This window comes from Stutzerimonas sp. LR2 (assembly GCF_055755175.1).
Genome location: NZ_JBVTRR010000002.1, coordinates 666956 through 684906, shown reverse-complemented (window position 1 = coordinate 684906; position 17951 = coordinate 666956). Strand labels below are relative to the sequence as shown.

The 17951-nt window shown below is 62.1% G+C and carries 14 protein-coding genes; 9 read left to right on the top strand and 5 right to left on the bottom strand.

From position 1 onward, the window contains the following. Positions 1-354 precede the first annotated feature (354 nt). The 6 genes from ACVRRC_RS09735 to ACVRRC_RS09710 all read left to right on the top strand — a co-directional run bounded on the left by ACVRRC_RS09735 (position 355) and on the right by ACVRRC_RS09710 (position 5553). Positions 355-1626: an OprD family porin gene (locus ACVRRC_RS09735; RefSeq protein ID WP_019406062.1), complete on the top strand. Its 1272-nt coding sequence runs from the start codon at positions 355-357 to the stop codon at positions 1624-1626. 225 nt (positions 1627-1851) lie between these two features. Further along, positions 1852-2253: an ElaB/YgaM/YqjD family protein gene (locus tag ACVRRC_RS09730; RefSeq protein ID WP_017245188.1), complete on the top strand. Its 402-nt coding sequence runs from the start codon at positions 1852-1854 to the stop codon at positions 2251-2253. 14 nt (positions 2254-2267) lie between these two features. Then, positions 2268-2648 carry a phage holin family protein gene (locus tag ACVRRC_RS09725; protein ID WP_011913497.1) on the top strand — a complete coding sequence of 127 codons (381 nt, stop codon included), beginning with the start codon at positions 2268-2270 and terminating at the stop codon, positions 2646-2648. After that, positions 2645-2965, top strand: coding sequence for a hypothetical protein (locus tag ACVRRC_RS09720; RefSeq protein ID WP_011913498.1), 321 nt, complete (start codon positions 2645-2647; stop codon positions 2963-2965). The genes ACVRRC_RS09725 and ACVRRC_RS09720 overlap by 4 nt, the downstream gene beginning before the upstream one ends. Positions 2966-3122: 157 nt before the next feature. Continuing rightward, positions 3123-4454 carry a deoxyguanosinetriphosphate triphosphohydrolase gene (locus ACVRRC_RS09715; RefSeq protein ID WP_053527231.1) on the top strand — a complete coding sequence of 444 codons (1332 nt, stop codon included), beginning with the start codon at positions 3123-3125 and terminating at the stop codon, positions 4452-4454. 4 nt (positions 4455-4458) lie between these two features. Beyond that, positions 4459-5553, top strand: coding sequence for an FUSC family protein (locus tag ACVRRC_RS09710; protein ID WP_472996918.1), 1095 nt, complete (start codon positions 4459-4461; stop codon positions 5551-5553). On the opposite strand, the gene ACVRRC_RS09705 is transcribed toward ACVRRC_RS09710, so the two are convergent. After that, on the bottom strand, positions 5537-5881 hold the full coding sequence (locus tag ACVRRC_RS09705; protein ID WP_407042868.1) for a YggL family protein: 345 nt from the start codon (positions 5879-5881) through the stop codon (positions 5537-5539). The genes ACVRRC_RS09710 and ACVRRC_RS09705 overlap by 17 nt on opposite strands. Positions 5882-6145: 264 nt before the next feature. Between ACVRRC_RS09705 and dacB the strand changes: the two genes are divergently transcribed. Further along, complete coding sequence (gene dacB / locus ACVRRC_RS09700) at positions 6146-7603, top strand: D-alanyl-D-alanine carboxypeptidase/D-alanyl-D-alanine endopeptidase (RefSeq protein ID WP_472996917.1); 1458 nt, start codon at positions 6146-6148, stop codon at positions 7601-7603. A gap of 47 nt (positions 7604-7650) precedes the next feature. Here dacB and rlmKL read toward each other — a convergent pair whose 3' ends face one another. Beyond that, on the bottom strand, positions 7651-9828 hold the full coding sequence (gene rlmKL, locus ACVRRC_RS09695; RefSeq protein WP_472996916.1) for a bifunctional 23S rRNA (guanine(2069)-N(7))-methyltransferase RlmK/23S rRNA (guanine(2445)-N(2))-methyltransferase RlmL: 2178 nt from the start codon (positions 9826-9828) through the stop codon (positions 7651-7653). A 359-nt stretch (positions 9829-10187) separates the two neighbouring features. Here rlmKL and rmf point away from each other — a divergent pair, with 359 nt between their 5' ends. After that, positions 10188-10403, top strand: coding sequence for a ribosome modulation factor (gene rmf, locus ACVRRC_RS09690; RefSeq protein ID WP_011913504.1), 216 nt, complete (start codon positions 10188-10190; stop codon positions 10401-10403). 91 nt (positions 10404-10494) lie between these two features. On the opposite strand, the gene ACVRRC_RS09685 is transcribed toward rmf, so the two are convergent. Together ACVRRC_RS09685 and ACVRRC_RS09680 are read right to left on the bottom strand one after the other, a co-directional pair. Next, positions 10495-11526 (bottom strand): quinone-dependent dihydroorotate dehydrogenase, encoded by a 1032-nt coding sequence (locus ACVRRC_RS09685; protein WP_011913505.1) that lies wholly within the window; start codon positions 11524-11526, stop codon positions 10495-10497. A 111-nt stretch (positions 11527-11637) separates the two neighbouring features. Next, a complete protein-coding gene (locus ACVRRC_RS09680; protein ID WP_011913506.1) occupies positions 11638-11859 on the bottom strand; it encodes a DUF2835 domain-containing protein in 222 nt (73 codons plus the stop codon). 158 nt (positions 11860-12017) lie between these two features. Here ACVRRC_RS09680 and ACVRRC_RS09675 point away from each other — a divergent pair, with 158 nt between their 5' ends. Further along, a complete protein-coding gene (locus tag ACVRRC_RS09675) occupies positions 12018-12932 on the top strand; it encodes a DUF6685 family protein (protein WP_017245192.1) in 915 nt (304 codons plus the stop codon). A 123-nt stretch (positions 12933-13055) separates the two neighbouring features. Here the strand turns inward: ACVRRC_RS09675 and ACVRRC_RS09670 are convergent, their stop codons facing one another. Further along, complete coding sequence (locus ACVRRC_RS09670; RefSeq protein ID WP_472996915.1) at positions 13056-17906, bottom strand: NAD-glutamate dehydrogenase; 4851 nt, start codon at positions 17904-17906, stop codon at positions 13056-13058. Between the last annotated feature and the right edge of the window lie 45 nt (positions 17907-17951).

Sequence of the window (17951 nt, the reverse complement as noted above, 5' to 3'; positions counted from 1 at the left end):
GAAGCGTGAATGCGCCTTCACGCAGTCAAAAATGTGAAATCGGCCCCACTCACCAGGCGATTATGCTCAGGCCATTCGACTCTGCCCGAGCAAAACGCTAGGATGCTGCCACCCGCGGCGACGCAGATTGCCCGGTAGACCCTTTAGTGTTTAATCGCCAGATCATGCGACGTGAATATTCGATGCGTGACCGACCGACAGCCTTAAACGGCCGTCAGGGCTGCGACCGTCTAACACGTTGACTTGCAGGGCTTGGCGACTAAAGTCTAAAGGTTGAAAAACCTCTGTAATGTTTTATTGCATGGCGCCGTAAAGAGCGACTTCAGAGCATCATCCAACGAGGAGAAATAAGAAATGCTCAAGACCCCCATCGCCCGGGGCGTGGCCCTCGCCACTCTGGGAGCAACACTGGCTATCCCAACCATGGCTCAAGCCGCCTTCATCGAAGACACCAAGGCTGGCCTGGAACTGCGTAACTTCTATTTCAACCGTGATTACCGCGAAGATCCCGGTCAGAGCAAGCAAGAAGAATGGGGCCAAGGCTTTCTGCTCCGTGTCGAGTCCGGTTACACCGAAGGCACCGTAGGATTCGGTGTCGATGCTCTTGGCCTGCAGGGTGTGAAGCTGTACTCCAGCGAAGACACTGGCGGCAGCGGACTTATGCCTAGCTCCTACGGCAACGAAGCGCCTGGTGACTGGTCCTCGCTGGGCCTGACCGGCAAAGCCAAGGTTTCGGAAACCGTTCTGAAGGTCGGCACGCTGCAATTCAAGAACCCTGCAATCGGCACCAGCGATAGCCGCCTGTTGCCACAGACCATGCAGGGCGCACAGATCATCTCTAAAGAAATCAAGGGCCTGACCCTGGACGCTGGTTATGCAAACCGCATCAACCATCGCGACTCCACCAACAATCAAGTAATGGCTCTGAATACCGGCGGCCGTCGCGGTATTGCTGTTGACGCTGGTACGCCTAACGAGTCGGACGACTTCCGCTTCCTCGGCGGTAGCTATCAGGTCACCAAAGACCTAACAGCCACTTACTACTACAGCAACCTCGAAGACCTCTACAAGCAGCACACATATAATCTCGTACATGTGCTGCCAATCGCTGACGGTCAGTCGCTGAAAACCGACCTGCGCTACTCCCGCTCCAAGGACGACGGCAGCAGCAATGTCGACAACAAAGCCCTTGGCGCCATGGTTACTTACTCGCTGAGCGGCCACAGTTTCGGCTTGGGCTATCAGAAGATGAGCGGTGACACCGGCTTTGCTTATGTTGGTGGCGCGACCGATCCGTTCCTCGTCAACTATGTCCAGATCAACGACTTTGCAAACGAGGACGAAAAGTCCTGGCAGGCTCGTTACGACTTCAACTTCGCGTCCATCGGTATTCCGGGTCTGACCTTTATGACTCGCTACATCACTGGCGACAACTTCGAGCGTGCCAATGGCACCGAAGGCAAGCAGTGGGAGCGTGACATGGATATCGGCTACACCTTCCAGGAAGGTGCGCTGAAGAACCTGAACGTCAAATGGCGTAACGCAACTGCTCGCAACAACTACAACCGCGGCACCAACGTCGACGAAAACCGTCTGATCGTTAGCTACACCATTCCGCTGATGTAATAAGCGGCTATAGCACAATTGTGCTGTAGAACAAGAAAACCCGCTTCGGCGGGTTTTCTTTTGGTTATTTTCCAGATTTGCCATAGCGACGAGCCAATCTTTCTTCGGCCAACCTCTATCAATCGGATATCCCCAACGAAACGGGAACCTTTGCAGCGGCAGCATGCTCGAAACTTGAGGCAGCGGGACCTTTCGTCGCCGCTAGATTCAGAAAAGGAGCTGCGAATGTCTACCGAATCCACCTTCGGCACCAGCGACAACACCCCGATCCCCGAGGGGCCCGCTGGGAGCACCCGCCCCCTTATCGACACGTCGGCCCATCGCCGCAACCTGCAGGCTGCGCAGAACGCCCTGATCGAGGAGTTCCATACCCTGATCGGCGACACCGAGCGCCTGCTCAAGCACACGCAGGAAACTGCAGGTGGCCAGACCGAAGAGCTACGCAGCAAGATCAACGCGAACATCGCCAAGGCGCGTGAGATGTTGAAAGAGCGCGAAAGCTCGATGCGCGATCAGGGTCAGGCAGCCATCCAGTGCACCGAGGAATATGTGCATAGTCACCCGTGGCAGTCGATTGGCATCGCCGCCGGTGTCGGTTTCCTGCTCGGCTTGATCACACGTCGCTGATGGGAGAGCCGCAGATGGAAGCGAAGCCCGGCTCAGAAGCTCCCAGACCGTCGCTGAAAAAGCTGGGCGGCGCGTTCGTCGGCCTGCTCCAAGGGCATTTGGAGCTGGTGGGCATCGAGGTTCAGGAAGAAAAAGCCCGGACGTTTCGGCTTTTTCTCCTGGCTGGCGTCAGCCTGATTCTTGGCCTGCTGGTTCTGGTCGGCCTCTCGGCCGCGATCGTGATCGCGTTCTGGGAAACCCACCGAATGGCAGCAATCCTGACGTTGTGCGCCATCTATGCAGTGATCATGATCATCTGTATCAGCCGAGCCATTTCACTGGCCAAGAAATGTGCAGCGCCGTTCCAGGCGACTCTTGAAGAGCTGGAGCGTAACCGGGAGCGTCTATTGCCATGAGTCGACCCCTGAGCACCTCGAACGAGTTGAGCATGCGCAAGGATCTGGTGCGCCTTCGCATGGAAATGCATCGCCAGCAGATGCTCTACCACGCACAACCACTTTCCCATCCGCTTCAGCAGATCAAGGGATTCGTAACCTCACGACGCTCATCTGCCGACCCCTCTTCAGGCAAGGGCCCGCTGATGATTGCCGCCACGGTTGTATTGGCTCTGTTTGGTCGCCGGATGGGCAGGCTGGGCAAGCTGGCTCGTGTCGCCTTGACGGTTTACCCCCTGATCAAAGGCCAGCAGAAGTTGCGCGAAAAGTTGCACTAACCGCTGGAGCAACACCTGTTGTGCTGGCAGCTCGATCCAGCTTCACCTGGGTCAAGCTGCCTGCGCGCGCGGGTCGCATAGTGCGATAGTAGCGATTCGCGGTTGGACGGTTATGGTAGCTTTGCACCAGCCCGCTAATGGCAATATGGAGATGGTCTTGGACTGGCACACACTGCTTACCCGTGAACGACTCGGCAAGTCCGCTCATAGCAGCGACGAGCTGGGGCGCAGCCCGTTCCACAAGGATCATGACCGTATCATTTTCTCCGGCGCGTTTCGCCGCCTCGGCCGCAAGACCCAGGTCCATCCGGTTTCCAGCAACGACCATATCCATACCCGGCTTACCCATTCGCTCGAAGTGAGCTGCGTGGGGCGCTCGCTCGGCATGCGCGTCGGCGAAGTCCTTCGCGATGACTTGCCGGAGTGGTGCAGCCCTGCCGACCTCGGCATGATCGTCCAGTCGGCCTGCCTTGCCCATGACATCGGCAACCCGCCGTTCGGCCACTCCGGGGAGGATGCCATTCGCTGCTGGTTTCAGCAGGCTGCGGGACGCGGTTGGCTGGACGACATGACGGATGCGCAGCGGGCGGACTTCCTCAACTTCGAGGGCAATGCCCAAGGCTTCCGAGTGCTCACGCAGCTGGAGTATCACCAGTTCGACGGAGGCACCCGGCTTACCTACGCCACGCTGGGCACCTATCTCAAATACCCATGGACGTCTCGCCATGCCGAGGCGCTGGGGTACAAGAAACACAAGTTCGGTTGCTACCAGAACGAGTTGTCGTTGCTGGAGCAGATCGCACACAAGCTGAACCTGCCGAAGGTTGCCGACCAGCGCTGGGGGCGCCACCCCCTCGTGTATCTGATGGAGGCCGCGGACGACATCTGCTACGGGCTGATCGACCTCGAAGATGGCCTCGAAATGGAACTGCTCGAGTACGCGGAAGTCGAGGAACTGCTGCTGGCGCTTGTTGGCGACGACATTCCGGAAACCTATCGCCAACTCGGCCCAGGCGACTCCAGGCGCCGCAAGCTGGCGATCCTGCGCGGCAAGGCCATCGAGCACCTGACCAATGCCGCTGCCGCTGCGTTCGTCGAACAGCAGAATAACCTCTTGCGCGGCGAACTGCCGGGCGACCTGGTCGAGCATATGCACGGTCCTGCCAAGGCCTGCGTGGTGCAGGCGAAAGCGATGGCCCGCCAGAAGATTTTCCAGGACAAACGCAAGACCCTGCACGAGATCGGCGCCTACACGACGCTGGAGATCCTGCTCAACGCTTTCTGCGGGGCGGCGCTGGAACAGCATCGCGGCGGTACACCTTCATTCAAGAACCAGCGGATCCTCGATCTGCTCGGACGCAGCGCACCCTCTCCCGAGCTACCGCTCTACCAGTCGTTTCTGCGAATGATCGATTTCATTGCCGGCATGACCGACAGTTACGCCACGGAAATGGCCGGAGAAATGACCGGTCGCTCCAGCCCGGTCTGACCCCATGAAGCATCTGTTGCGGCAAAGCATTCACTGGCATCCCGGGCGCCCCGCCTGGGGCACGGCGATGGTCGCAGGCTTCGGCTGTGCGCTGCCGCTGTTGCTGGGCCTGTTCAGTGGTCACCCAGGTTTTCTCTGGGCGACGGTAGGTGCATTCCAGGCCGCCAAGGCCAATCCGCTTCATCGCTTCGGCATGCTGCGGATGCTGCTCCTTATCGCACTGGGCGCCGGCAGTGCCGGCCTGGGTTTCTGGTCAGCCACCCACCCGTTGATCAGCCTCGGCCTGTTCGCCTTCTACGGTTTGCTTCTGGCCTGGTTGCAACGATATGGCAGCGAAGCCGGCAAACTCGGCATCGGCCTGGCGATCTGCCTGTGCCTCGGCCAGGGCCAGCATGGCGTCGCCGATTTCAACAACCCCTATGCGATTGCCGTGCTGTTCGCGCTTGGCGGTCTGTGGGTGACGCTGCTGGCGTTCGGTCTGCGCGGCATGCATGGCTTGCGTATGTGGCCGTACATGCCGCGATTGCTGAGCATCCTGCGGGTGCTGCGGCGGCACGCTCGACGGACGCCGATCCGGCAATGGCGAGTACACGCGCTGACCTACATGCTGGCCGGCGCGCTGGGTGGTGTGATCGTGAACATGGCGCAGCTGCCGAGAGGCTACTGGCTGACGCTGGCGGTGTTCACCACATTGCAGATGGACCTCGAGCGCAGCCTGGTTCGCGCTCTGCAGGCCAGCCTTGGAATTCTGGCCGCCGCCGCCATCCTCATCTACATCGGACATGGCCTGGCGGACCCGCCGCTGATGGTGATGATCCTGCTGCCGCTGGTTGTGCTCGGCAGGGCCTTCCAGGCGAATCACTACGGGCTGTTCGTGCTGCAGACCACCCTGCTCTTCCTGCTGCTGGCAGAAACCCTGGCGCAGGATTGGAACCTGCCGCAGATACGCCTCATCAATGCCAGCCTTGGCGTGGGCGTTGCGTTGCTCATCGCAACGCTGATGCACCTGCTGCATCTGCTGCTGGCCAGGCGCTCACGAAGGAAAGCCCAGCTGGCAGCAGCGCAACGAACCGACGAGCAGACTACTTCTCGGTCCTGATCGGGTTTTCCGGATACCACACATCCATCAGCGGGCTGAGGTTGTACTCAGCAAGCTCGCTGCGGCCTTTCAGCCAGGCATCCACCTTGGCGCGCTGCTCTTCGGTGACCGAACCACGGCGCGCCAGGCAGACGAAACCGTAGTCTTCACCGCCGATATAACCAAGCTCGTTGGCTTCCATCGCCTCGCTGATGAATGCTTCGAGGAAGTCATCCACGGCCTTGCTTTCGATACCTTCGCGATAGGTGAGATTGATCTCGAAGCCCAGCTCCTGGAACTCATCGACACAGAGTTTCTTGCGCAGGCGACGCGAACGATTGGTAGCCATTGGATCGATCCTTTTTCAACGTGATGACGGCGCGCACTCTAACAGCAACCCGATGCCAAGGCGATGACCGAGAACCGCCGCCGCAACGGCTCGCCATCTTGTTTTGCAGTAACCCCTGCGACGCAGCTACGCTTATCGGATAGAGGCACAGCGCCTCTACGGGCCGGGCATAATGGCCCGCAATCGTTCCCTTAGTGCAGTGGGAAATCGCATGCCGAATCGAATCGCCAGCAGCCCCCTGTGTGCGCTCAGAGGCGCTCGCAAATGAACAGAATCCTTCGTGGTATCTCTCTGGCCGTTCTGGCCTTGCCCATTGCGCTGCCGATCCATGCGGCCGGCGTGAACCAGACGCTGCCAGCCCGTGTGGAACAGGCGCTGAAGGCCAACAAGATCAACAACGATGCGCTGTCGGTCGTCATGCTGCCGCTTACCGGCAACGCGGCACCGACAATCGTCAATGCAGACGTATCGGTCAATCCCGCCTCGACCATGAAATTGGTCACCACCTACGCCGCACTCGAACTGCTCGGGCCGAATCATCAGTGGAAAACCGAGTTCTATGCCGACGGCCCGCTGGTGGATGGCGTGCTCAATGGCAATCTTTATCTGAAAGGTGGCGGCGATCCCAAGCTGAACATGGAGAAGCTCTGGTTGCTGCTGCGTGATCTGCGCGCCAACGGTGTGAGCAAGGTCACCGGCGATCTGGTGCTGGATCGCAGCCACTTCGTCCAGCCCGACCTGCCGGTATTCGACGATGACGGCGGCGACCAGAACAAGCCGTTCCTGGTCGGGCCCGATTCGCTACTGGTCAACCTCAAGGCGCTGCGCTTCATCGTCCGCAACGATGAGGGCAAGGTGAACGTGGCGGTGGAGCCGCCCATTGCCAGCGTCCGCATCGACAACCGCGTTCAGGCCTTGCCGGCAGCCAAGTGCCCAGGCTGGCCAGAGGTGCTGTACAACCCCGTTGCCGACGGCGACGGGGTCACCGTGGTGGTCACGGGCAAGCTCGCCGCTGGTTGCAGCGCGCAGACCTATCTTTCCCTGCTGGACCACGAACGCTATGCCGCAGGCGCGGTGCGGGCGATCTGGGGCGAACTCGGCGGCAGCATCCTGGGCACTGATCGTGTCGCCCAGGTACCGAGCAGCGCCCGCCTGCTGGCCAGGGCCTACTCCCCGGACCTCACCGAGATCATTCGCGACGTCAACAAGTACAGCAACAACACCATGGCCAAGCAGCTGTTCCTGAGCCTGGGTGCTGCGTTCCGCAACGAAGCGGATGCCGATGACGCCAAGGCGGCACAGCGAGTGATCCGTCAGTGGCTGGCCAAGAAGGGGCTGATTTCCCCGCACCTGGTGATCGAAAACGGTTCCGGCCTTTCCCGTGCCGAGCGGGTCAGTGCGCGTGAACTGGCGAGTTTGCTGCAGGCCGCCTGGCGCAGCCCCTACTCGGCCGAGTTCATCTCCTCGATGCCCTTGGCGGCCGTGGACGGCACCATGCGCAAGCGTCTGCGCAACACGCCGGTCGCCGGCAAGGCACACGTGAAGACGGGCACGCTGAATACCGTGCGCGCGATCGCGGGCTACAGTCGAGACGGCGACGGCAATGTCTGGGCGGTGGTGGCGATCCTCAACCACCCGCGTCCGTGGGGCGCCTCGTCGATCCTGGATCAGGTGCTGGTCAGCCTGTACAACCAGCGCAGCGAAAGCACCGCTCAGCGCTGATCGCTACAGAAAGAGCGGGCCTGCCTGAGGCCCGCTCAGAACCGTCATCACCGCGCCTGGAGTTTCCAGGCACGGTGGATTCGCGGATTGCGGCGGAAGTCCTCATCCAGCGTTGAAGCCGTGATTTCCTCTACTGCGTAACGATCCATCAGGCTCGCGTCCAGCACGAACTTGCGGAAGTTGTTGGAGAAATACAGCGTCCCGCCGGTAGCCAGCCGCGCCATCGCCAGGTCGAGCAGGGCAACGTGGTCACGTTGCACGTCGAACACGCCCTCCATGCGCTTGGAGTTGGAGAAGGTCGGCGGGTCGATGAAGATCAGGTCGTATTCGCCGCGATCCGCTTCCAGCCAGGCCATCACGTCTCCCTGTTCCAGCCGCTGGCGGTCCGAGAAGCCGTTGAGCGAAAGGTTGCGCCGCGCCCAGTCCAGATAGGTCCTCGACAGGTCGACACTGGTAGTGCTGCGCGCGCCGCCCCTGGCCGCGTGCACGGTTGCCGTCGCGGTATAGCAGAACAGATTGAGAAAGCGCTTGCCGGCCGCTTCGCGCTGGATGCGCAGGCGCAGCGGGCGATGGTCGAGGAACAGGCCAGTATCCAGGTAGTCGGTCAGGTTGACCAGCAGCTTGACGCCACCCTCGCTGACTTCGAGAAATTCACCCTGGGAGGCCTGGCGTTCGTACTGGCGAGTGCCGCTCTGGCGCTCGCGACGTTTGACCACCACCTTCTCGCGCGCAATGTCCAGCGCCTGCGGAATAGCCGCCAGGGCGTCGAGCAGGCGAGCCTGGGCCTTGTCCGGATCGATGGAGCGTGGCGGAGCATATTCCTGCACATGCACCCAATCGCGATACAGATCGACCGCCAATGCGTACTCCGGCATATCGGCGTCGTACAGTCGATAACACTCGATGCCTTCGCGACGCGCCCATTTGCCGAGCTGCCGCAGGTTCTTCTGCAAGCGGTTGGCGAACATCTGCCCACCTTCGCTCAGACGTGCCTGCTCCACCGGAGCCTGCTGAGGCTGTGGCTCGGTGGAGCCAGCGCGCTGACCGGTAACGAACTGGTCCAGCTCGACCTTGATCAGTAGCAGTTTGCACGGCAGTGCGCCGTTCCAGAAGGCGTACTGCTTGTGGCTGCGGATACCCATACGTTTGCCGAGGTCCGGTGCGGCAGTGAACACTGCAGCCTCCCAGCCTAGGCAGGCCTGGCGCAGGCGCTCGCCCAGGTTCTGGTAGAGATAAAGAAGGCTGGCCTCGTCACCCAGGCGTTCGCCGTAAGGTGGGTTGCAGATGACCAGCCCCTTCTGGTTCTGGTCTGGGCGCGGCTCGAAACTCCCGACGTCACCCTGGTAGATACGAATCCAGCTCGACAGTCCGGCGCGCTCGATGTTGTTGCGACCAGGCTGGATCAGACGCGGATCGGCTTCGTAGCCACGAATCCACAGCGGTGGTCTGGCCAAACCGGCCTCCGCGCGCGCCTGGGCGTCAGCGTGCAGGCGATTCCACAGCGCCGGCACATGCCCCAGCCAGGCGCTGAAGCCCCAGCGTTCGCGCTTGAGATTGGGGGCGATATCGGCCGCCATCATCGCGCCTTCCACCAGGAAGGTACCCACACCGCACATGGGGTCGGTCAGCGCACCACCAGCGGCGGCGATGCGCGGCCAGCCGGCGCGGATCAGGATGGCGGCGGCAAGGTTTTCCTTCAGTGGTGCAGCACCTTGCTGCAGACGATAGCCGCGTTGATGCAGGCTGTGACCGGATAGGTCGAGCGAGAGCACGGCCTGCCCCTTGTCCAGGCGCAGGTGCACCCGCAGGTCGGGGTCGAGCTTATCGATGCTTGGCCGCTCGCCCGATGCGCTGCGCAACCGGTCGACGATGGCATCCTTGACCTTGAGCGCACCGAAATGCGTGTTGTCGATCCCCGAACCACGCCCGCTGAACTCCACGGCCAGGCTGCCGGATGGCAGCAGGTGCTCGGCCCAATCGACGGCGTGCACGCCCTGGTAGAGCGTCTCGGCATCGACCGTCGGGAAGCGACTGATCACCAGCAGTACGCGGTTGGCCAGACGTGACCACAGGCAAAGCCGATAGCCCACCTCCAATGCGCCATACCCGCGAACGGCAGAAGTCTGTTCGCGCCCCTCCTCCAGACCAAGCGCGGTGGCCTCCTCAAGCAAAAGGCCTTCGAGCCCCTTGGGGCAGGTCAGGATCAGTTCATGGCGATCGGTCATGGCGTTTCCAGAAAAAGTGCTGCGGGCCGCTACGACCCTTTCGTCGGAACAAACGCAGCAACAAACAAAAAATGAATGGCAAGAAAAAGATGGCTGGCAATTAGGCGGGGCGGCCGGGCGTGCACTTCAGATGCCTCGCCGACTCCGGCTTATGGGCAGAACCATAGATTCGTTACCTACTTATGACAAAACGATCATTCCAGCCTCAGGGGCATTGGGTTAGAACTCACCTCAGGCCGTCATCGCAAGGATGTCGGCGAGGCGCGCCACGCCGGCAGCGCGCTTCAATCGGCAGTCTATCTGCCCGGTCTCGCCATGAGGCCACAGGAACACCAGTCAACCACTGAGGGCAATACCCAATGAGAAGACTCAAGCGTGATCCGATGGAACGAGCATTTCTGCGCGGTTATCAACATGGCATACATGGCAAATCTCGCGACCTCTGTCCCTTCTCCCATCCCCAAGTTCGCCAAGCCTGGATCAACGGCTGGCGGGAGGGTCGCGGCGACAACTGGGATGGTCTGACCGGCACGGCCGGTCTGCATAGACTCAACGAACTTCACGCGGTCGGCTGATTTACCGATCCACCCGACTTGATACGGCACGCCCTACCCGGGCGGCGGGCTAGAAGCCCAGGGGCTCCAAACAGGAGCCCCTTCCCACCACCTACTTCGCCTGCGAACGCAGCGCCGCGATGGCATCCACCGCCTCGCGGATCAGTGCCGGTCCCTTGTAGATGAAGCCTGAGTACAACTGGACCAGGCTGGCACCCGCCTCGATCTTCTCGGCCGCGTGACGACCCTCGGTGATACCGCCTACGGCGATGATTGGCAGTCGCCCGCCCAGCGTCTGTGCCAGTACTTTCACCGTATGGGTGCTCTTGTCCCGTACCGGCGCGCCGGACAGGCCACCTGCCTCATCGGCATGCGCCAGGCCGGCGACGCCTTCGCGGCCGAGGGTGGTATTGGTGGCGATGATCGCGTCCATTCCCGCCTGGAACACGGCCTCCCCCACCAGCGCGGTTTCTTCATCGGTCATGTCCGGCGCGATCTTGATGGCCAGCGGTACACGCTTGCCATGCATGATCTCCAGATCTTCACGACGCAGCCGCAACGCGTCGAGCAACTGCTTGAGCGAGTCGCCGAACTGCAGGCTGCGCAGGCCCGGAGTATTGGGCGAACTGACGTTCACGGTGACATAGCTGGCGTGGTGGTAGACCTTGTCCAGGCAGAGCAGATAATCCTCATCGGCGCGCTCGACGGGGGTGTCGAAATTCTTGCCGATGTTAATCCCCAGCACGCCCTTGAACCTGGCCGCTTCGACACGAGCCAGCAAGGCATCGACACCGTGGTTGTTGAAGCCCATGCGATTGATGATCGCCTCGGCTTCCGGCAGGCGGAAGATTCGCGGCTTCGGGTTGCCGGGCTGCGGACGCGGCGTCACGGTGCCGACCTCGATAAAGCCGAAGCCCAGCTGCGACAGCCCGCGAATGGCCTCACCGTTCTTGTCCAGCCCCGCGGCCAGACCTACCGGGTTGGGAAAGTCCAGCCCCATCACCCGCACTGGCAGGCTGGCCGGCGGCTTGCTAAGCATCGCATTCAGCCCGAGACGGCCGCCCGCGCCAATCAGCTCGAGGGAAAGTTCGTGGGAAGTTTCCGGAGATAACTTGAACAACAGCTGGCGGGCCAGGTTATACATACGCAGCCTAAAGTCTCGGTAAAGGTGGACGCGGAGTATAGCAGCCCGAGGTCCGTACAGCCGCAGCGGCGGATGATGAAATACGGGCGTCGCCAGCAGTCGGCGAGCGCGTCATTTCAGCCGCCGCAAGCCCAGCAACTGACCCTGTTCGGCAAACTCGAGCTCGAAGGAACCATATACGCCTTCGTGGGTCAGAAACGGGCGCAGATGATGCGCAGGCAGGCTGACCCGCGTGCCATCGCGGCTTCGGATCAGGATGCGATTCGCATGGCCTTGGTATACCGCTTTCATTCGTTCGGCGGATAGCGCGATATCCAGCACCAGATTTGGCATGGAGGCTCCTCAGTGATCTACCCAGCGATATTGCCACATCGACACGCCATGATTGGCCGCCCCTGGTGCGTGTGGCATCGGCACGCGCGGTGCAAAGCCCGTGCGCAAATGCCACAGGTCTGCCACACTTCGGCCGTAGCCCTGAGAGCTCAAGCATCATGATGAGCCTGCCCGAGCCCATGCCTTCATTGACATCTCAAATCGCCAGACTTGCGCAACGCCTCGGGCTGCGCTCGAAGTCCGCGCTTCCCGTACAGGAACGCGCCAGCGGTCTGCAGTTGCCATTCGCGCACCTGCCCGAGCCCGAACCGAGCATCTTCTGGAACGATGGTCCGTGCCTGCAACGCCTCCTGGAGCTGCCGCGCGGTGCGCTGTCCGGTCCGGTTCAGGAAGACAAGGCCCGTGCCCACGCTGCCCTGACCCGGCTGGTAAGCAAGCTCAGCGTGCAGACGCTGGTCGACCTGCGCCAGGTCGACGGCTTCGGTGCGCAGCGCAAGAACGAGCCCAGCTACCCGACCTTCGAGGCCTTCGCCAGCACAGCGGCGTGCCGGCAGGTTCGCATCATCAGCTACAAGGACTTCGCCCGCGCCCTTGGCACTGCCCTCCCCGGCTTCGACACAGGCGCGACGATCGAGCTGCGCCAGGCCAGCTGGCTCGGCGAACGCCTCTACTGGGCCGGCGATCATCACCTCGAAGCGTTCGCCTCCGCCGTGGCCTATGCTCGCCTGCGCGGGCTGGAAGTATCACTGCCCGCCAACGTCACCGAATATCGACTCGACCGTCCCGGCCTGCATGCGCTGGATGCGGACTACCATGCCGTTACCATGCCTGCGCAGGCCTGGAGCGATCGCGAATTCATGGCGCTGCTGCTGGACAGCCATGTCCCCTACGCCCGGCTGACGCTGTTGCGCGACACCAGCAACTCGGAGCTGCTCCTGCTGGAGAGACGCGACCCGACTGCGAACGCCATCGGCGAAGGGCTCAAGCTGGCTGGCGCGCCGGATCTGATCCGTTATCTGCGTGACCTGCCGCAGATTACCCGCTTCAAGGTCGGCCAGCCGTCGCAGGACTGAACCGCACCACGGTGCGATTCGAACGCAGCTCAAACAAAAAAGCGCACCGCTGTCGCGGTGCGCTTTTTTTGTGTTTGACCAAATGTACGCCCCCTGCGACCTGTGCGCAGGGGGCGCAGCGGTTCAGCCATGCCCTACCGATTGCGCCAGCCCCTGCAGCTCCCGACTGGCAACGGCATAGATCGCATAGTCATTGCCGCTGGCGCTGCGCAACTCGGCAAGCATTGATCGCCACCGCTCCAGCGGAGCCGGCCGCAGGGCCAGCCAGCTATCGACTCGCTCGCCGATCGACTCCGGTCCGTTGTCCATCTGCAGCACAGACACCGTGATGCTGCGCTGCTGCGAATCGAGGTCGTCGCGGAAGCCTTCGCGGGCCATCGCCTGCCAGTTGTTGGACACCGGCATGTTGGTCAGCTGGTGCAGATACCACGGCAGCTCCAACGCCCCGCCGACGGCGAAATACGCCGCGGCCACGTGCGCCGGAACCTGCCCGGTTTCGTCGGCGGCCTCGAGGATCGGCAGCAGCGTGTACAGATGGTTCGTGCCGGCAACCATGCGCGCCAGCAGCTCGGGCACGCCAGCTTCGGTGTAACGCCGATAGCGCTCCTGCCAATGGTCGCGGGTCGAGCCTTGCAACAGCTCGTCCAGCTTCAATCCCAAGGCTGCAACCCGCGGACCGAAATGCGCTACATCCCGCGCGGCATCCAGTTCGCTGCGCCGGTTACGCAGGAACCAGCGCGTCGCACGCCGACCGAGACGCATCAGCTCATCCATCAGGCTGAGCTGCAGCTCGGCAGGCACCTTGTGGTCCAGCGCCTCGATCTGGCGGAACCAGTGCGGCAGATGGAAGATGTCGCGCACGATGACATAGGCTCCGGCCACATTGGCAGCGCTCATGCCCGTCGCCTCGTGCAGCCGCTGAACGAAGGTGATGCCCATGTTGTTGACCAGATCGTTGGCGATCTGGGTACTGACGATCTCGCGCTTGAGGCGGTGCTGCAACATGGCACCACGGAAGCGTTCGACCAGCTGCTGCGGGAATGCGGTTTCCATCTCCCGCGCGAGGTAGTCATCGTCCGGCACACGGGAATCCAACAGCGCCTTCTTGAGCTCGATCTTGCTGTAGGAGATCAGCACCGACAGCTCCGGACGGGTCAGTCCCTTACCGATATTGGCGCGCTCGGCGAGCGCCTCGTCAGAAGGCAGGAACTCCAGCGCGCGATCGAGCTGTCCGGAAGCCTCCAGCGCATTGATCAGCCGCACGTACTCGGAGGCCCGCTCACGGGAGCGATGCTGCGCCTGGGACAGTGCCTGGGTCTGCTTGTAGTTGTTCTGCAGCACTAGATCCGCCACCGCATCGGTCATATCGAACAGCAACTGGTTGCGCTGCTTGGCGGTCATGTCTCCCGCGCTGACAACCTCATTTAGCAGGATCTTGATATTCACCTCATGGTCGGAGCAGTCGACCCCACCGGCATTGTCGATGAAGTCGGTGTTGCTCGAGCCACCATGCAGCGCGTACTCGACGCGTCCCAGCTGGGTCATGCCGAGGTTGCCACCCTCACCCACCACCTTGGCGCGCAGATCGGCGCCGTTGACCCGCACCGCATCGTTGGCCTTGTCGCCGACCTCGGCGTGGCTTTCGCCGCTGCTCTTCACATAGGTGCCGATGCCCCCGTTCCAGAGCAGATCCACCGGCGCCTTGAGCAGGGCGTGAATCAGTTCGGCCGGCGTCAGCTGATCCGCCTCGATGGCGAAACGCTCCTTCATCTGTGCGGTGATCTGCACCCGCTTGGCCGAACGCGGGAAAATGCCGCCGCCCTCGGAGATCAGCGAAGCGTCGTAATCGGTCCAGGATGACCGCGGCAAGTCGAACAGGCGTTTGCGCTCGGCAAAGCTGCGTGCGGGGTCGGGATTCGGGTCGATGAAGATATGCAGATGGTTGAAGGCTGCCACCAGTTGCAGGGTTTCGGACATCAACAGACCATTGCCGAACACGTCGCCAGCCATGTCGCCAATGCCGATCACGCTGATCACATCGGTCTGCACGTTGATGCCGCGCTCACGGAAATGACGCTGCACCGATACCCAGGCACCACGGGCCGTGATGCCCATCTTCTTGTGGTCGTAACCCGCCGAGCCGCCCGAGGCGAAGGCATCGCCAAGCCAGAAGTCGTACTCGGCGGCAATGCCGTTGGCAATGTCGGAAAAACTCGCCGTACCCTTGTCCGCGGCAACCACCAGATAGGGATCATCGCCGTCGTAACGCAGCACGTTGGCGGGTGGAACCACCTGGCCGTCGCGCAGGTTGTCGGTGATATCCAGCAGCCCGCTGATGAAGATGCGATAGCAGGCGATGGCTTCGGCCTGAATATCGTCACGCGAGCCGGTGGTCGGCAGCCGCCGCGGCACGAAGCCACCCTTGGCCCCACCCGGGACGATGACCGCGTTCTTTACCTGCTGAGCCTTGACCAGGCCGAGCACCTCGGTGCGGTAGTCCTCCTCGCGATCCGACCAGCGCAACCCGCCACGGGCCACCTTGCCACCGCGCAGGTGTACGCCCTCGACCCGCGGTGAATAGACGAAGATCTCGTACATCGGTGCCGGCCGCGGCATTTCCGGAATGGCCCGGGGATCGAGCTTGAAGCTGAAATACGGCTTGGGTTTGCCGCTGGCGTCCGGCTGATAGAAGTTGGTACGCAGCGTTGCCTGAATCAGGGCCAGGTAGCGCCGCAGAATTCGGTCCTCGTTGAGTACCGCCACGTCATCCAGGGCGCTGAGGATCGCCTGCTCCAGGCGTTGCTGCTTGTCGGCCAGGTCTTCGTCACCCAACTTGCGCGCCAGGTAGAAGCGCATCTTGAACAGTCGAACCAGCTCACGCGCGATGTCGGTGTGGTTGAGCAGCGCGCTGGCGATATAGCCCAGATCGAAGCCCATGCGGATCTGCTTGAGGTAGCGCGCATAGGCCCGCAGCAGCGCGACCTCCCGCCAGGCCAGCCCCGCCGTCAGGACCAAGCGGTTGAAGGCATCGTTCTCGGCGAAACCGCCATAGATGTGGATGAAGGCGTCCTGCAGTGCCTCGTTGATCTCCAGCAGATCGATTTCCAGGCCTTCGGAATAGGTGAAGGCGAAATCATGGATCCAGTAGTCGCGGCCGCTGCTGTCGCGCAGCTGGAACGGAAACTCACCGAGCACGCGCAGGCCCAGGTTCTCCATGATCGGCAGGATGTCCGACAGCGGCAGCGGCGTATCCAGGTGGTAAAGCTTGCAATGCAGGCGGTTCTCTTCCGCGGTGATCGGCTGGTAGAAACTCATCACCAGCGGACGCTCTTCGCTCAGATCGAGCACATGCTGCATGTCGACGGTGGCCGATTGCGGCGAGAAGCGCTCGCGATAGCCGGCCGGGAAGCCCTTGGGAAACTGGCTGAGCAGGTGCGTGCCCTTCGCTTCGCCGAAGCGCTCGACCACCAGGCCCTGGTAATCGTCCTGCCAGGTACGGCAGGCCTGCAGCACTTCCTGCTCGAGACGCGCCGGATCGACCTGCAGCGCTCGGCTGGGATCCAGGCGCAGAATGAACTGCACCCGGGTCAGTACGGATTCGGAGAAATAGGTGGAGAACTCGCAGTCGCTCGCCTCGAGCCGCTCCTGCAGAACCTGCTGGATCTTCAGTCGCGTCTCGGTGGAATAGCTGTCGCGCGGTACGTAGACCAGGCAGTAGCAGAAGCGTCGGTACGGATCGAAGCGCAGGAACAGCCGCAGGCGATTGCGCTCCTGGATCTGCACGATGGCGATGGCATTTTCGAACAGTTCGTCGATGGGCGCCTGGAACAGCTCGTCGCGCGGCAGCACTTCCAGAACCTGCACCAGCTCCTTGGCCAGGTGCGCCGAGTTGCCGAAGTTGGCGCGCTGTACCACCGTCTCGACCTTGCGCCGGATGAAGGGGATGCGCCGCACGCTCTGGGTGTAGACCGACGAGGTGAACAAACCGAGGAAGCGGCACTCGCGCACCACTCGGCCCTGCTCGTCGAATTCGCGCACCGAGACGAAGTCCGGATAAGCCGGGCGGTGCACACGGCTGGGCATCGCCGCCTTGGCGAACGACAGCAGAAGCGGCTCGCGCAGATAGCTGACCGACTGGCCGGTAAGCGATTGCTCCTCCTGCGACAGCCCGGTGCGCATGCTGCGCGAGAGCCCCAGCAGCGAATTCTCGTCATAGACGATCTGACCGCCGTCGCCCTGCTCCAGCACGGAGAACTCCTCGTAACCGAGGAAGGTGAAGTGGTCATCGGCCAACCAGCGCAAGAAGTCACGGATCTCGTCCAGCTCATCGGCATCAATGCGCAGGTTGACCTGCTCCAGCCGCGCCTGCAGGTCGCCTACCTTGCCTTTCATGGCCGCGAAGTCACCTACCACCTGACGCACGTCGGCCAGCACACCGAGCAGCGACTGCTCCAGCTCGCGCAGGGCCGAAGCGCTGGCGCAACGGTCGATCTCGACGAAGATGAGCGATTCGGCGTGGCTGTCCGGGGCGCGCTCGTCCTTCGGCAGCAGCTCCAGCAATGTGCCGTCGGCTGCGCGGCGCACCTGCAGGACACTGGTTTGCAGGGTGTGGATGCTGTAACCGCGGCGGGTCAGCTCCATGCGCACCGAGTCGACCAGGAACGGCATGTCCGGATGCAGCACCTCGACCACGCTGTGGGTGGATTGCCAGCCATGCTTTTCATAATCGGGATTGAAGACCTGCACTTCCGGCACGGCGGGGTCGAAGCGCTCGAGCAACCGCCAGCTGGCCAGCGTCGAGCCAACCAGGTCGCTCATGCGCCGCTCGGTCAGCTCGGGCAAGGCGACGATGCCGAAGAACTGTTCGGCGAACAGATTCAGTTGGGGCGGGATTTTCGGGTCTACGTGTTGGGCCAACGCTGTCTGCAATTGCTGCTGAAAGTCGGCCTTGCTGGCCGCTGAAAAGAACGCCATGTATGGCTCCGCTTGGCTTGCTGGGGAAAGGCTCGTCGGTAGTGA

Excerpts from the sequence above, each read along its gene's own strand:
- ACVRRC_RS09735 (WP_019406062.1), top strand. The coding sequence starts at position 355 with ATGCTCAAGACCCCCATCGCCCGGGGCGTGGCCCTCGCCACTCTGGGA.
- ACVRRC_RS09730 (WP_017245188.1), top strand. The coding sequence starts at position 1,852 with ATGTCTACCGAATCCACCTTCGGCACCAGCGACAACACCCCGATCCCC.
- ACVRRC_RS09725 (WP_011913497.1), top strand. The coding sequence starts at position 2,268 with ATGGAAGCGAAGCCCGGCTCAGAAGCTCCCAGACCGTCGCTGAAAAAG.
- ACVRRC_RS09720 (WP_011913498.1), top strand. The coding sequence starts at position 2,645 with ATGAGTCGACCCCTGAGCACCTCGAACGAGTTGAGCATGCGCAAGGAT.
- ACVRRC_RS09710 (WP_472996918.1), top strand. The coding sequence starts at position 4,459 with ATGAAGCATCTGTTGCGGCAAAGCATTCACTGGCATCCCGGGCGCCCC.
- ACVRRC_RS09705 (WP_407042868.1), bottom strand. The coding sequence starts at position 5,881 with ATGGCTACCAATCGTTCGCGTCGCCTGCGCAAGAAACTCTGTGTCGAT.
- dacB (WP_472996917.1), top strand. The coding sequence starts at position 6,146 with ATGAACAGAATCCTTCGTGGTATCTCTCTGGCCGTTCTGGCCTTGCCC.
- rlmKL (WP_472996916.1), bottom strand. The coding sequence starts at position 9,828 with ATGACCGATCGCCATGAACTGATCCTGACCTGCCCCAAGGGGCTCGAA.
- rmf (WP_011913504.1), top strand. The coding sequence starts at position 10,188 with ATGAGAAGACTCAAGCGTGATCCGATGGAACGAGCATTTCTGCGCGGT.
- ACVRRC_RS09685 (WP_011913505.1), bottom strand. The coding sequence starts at position 11,526 with ATGTATAACCTGGCCCGCCAGCTGTTGTTCAAGTTATCTCCGGAAACT.
- ACVRRC_RS09680 (WP_011913506.1), bottom strand. The coding sequence starts at position 11,859 with ATGCCAAATCTGGTGCTGGATATCGCGCTATCCGCCGAACGAATGAAA.
- ACVRRC_RS09675 (WP_017245192.1), top strand. The coding sequence starts at position 12,018 with ATGATGAGCCTGCCCGAGCCCATGCCTTCATTGACATCTCAAATCGCC.
- ACVRRC_RS09670 (WP_472996915.1), bottom strand. The coding sequence starts at position 17,906 with ATGGCGTTCTTTTCAGCGGCCAGCAAGGCCGACTTTCAGCAGCAATTG.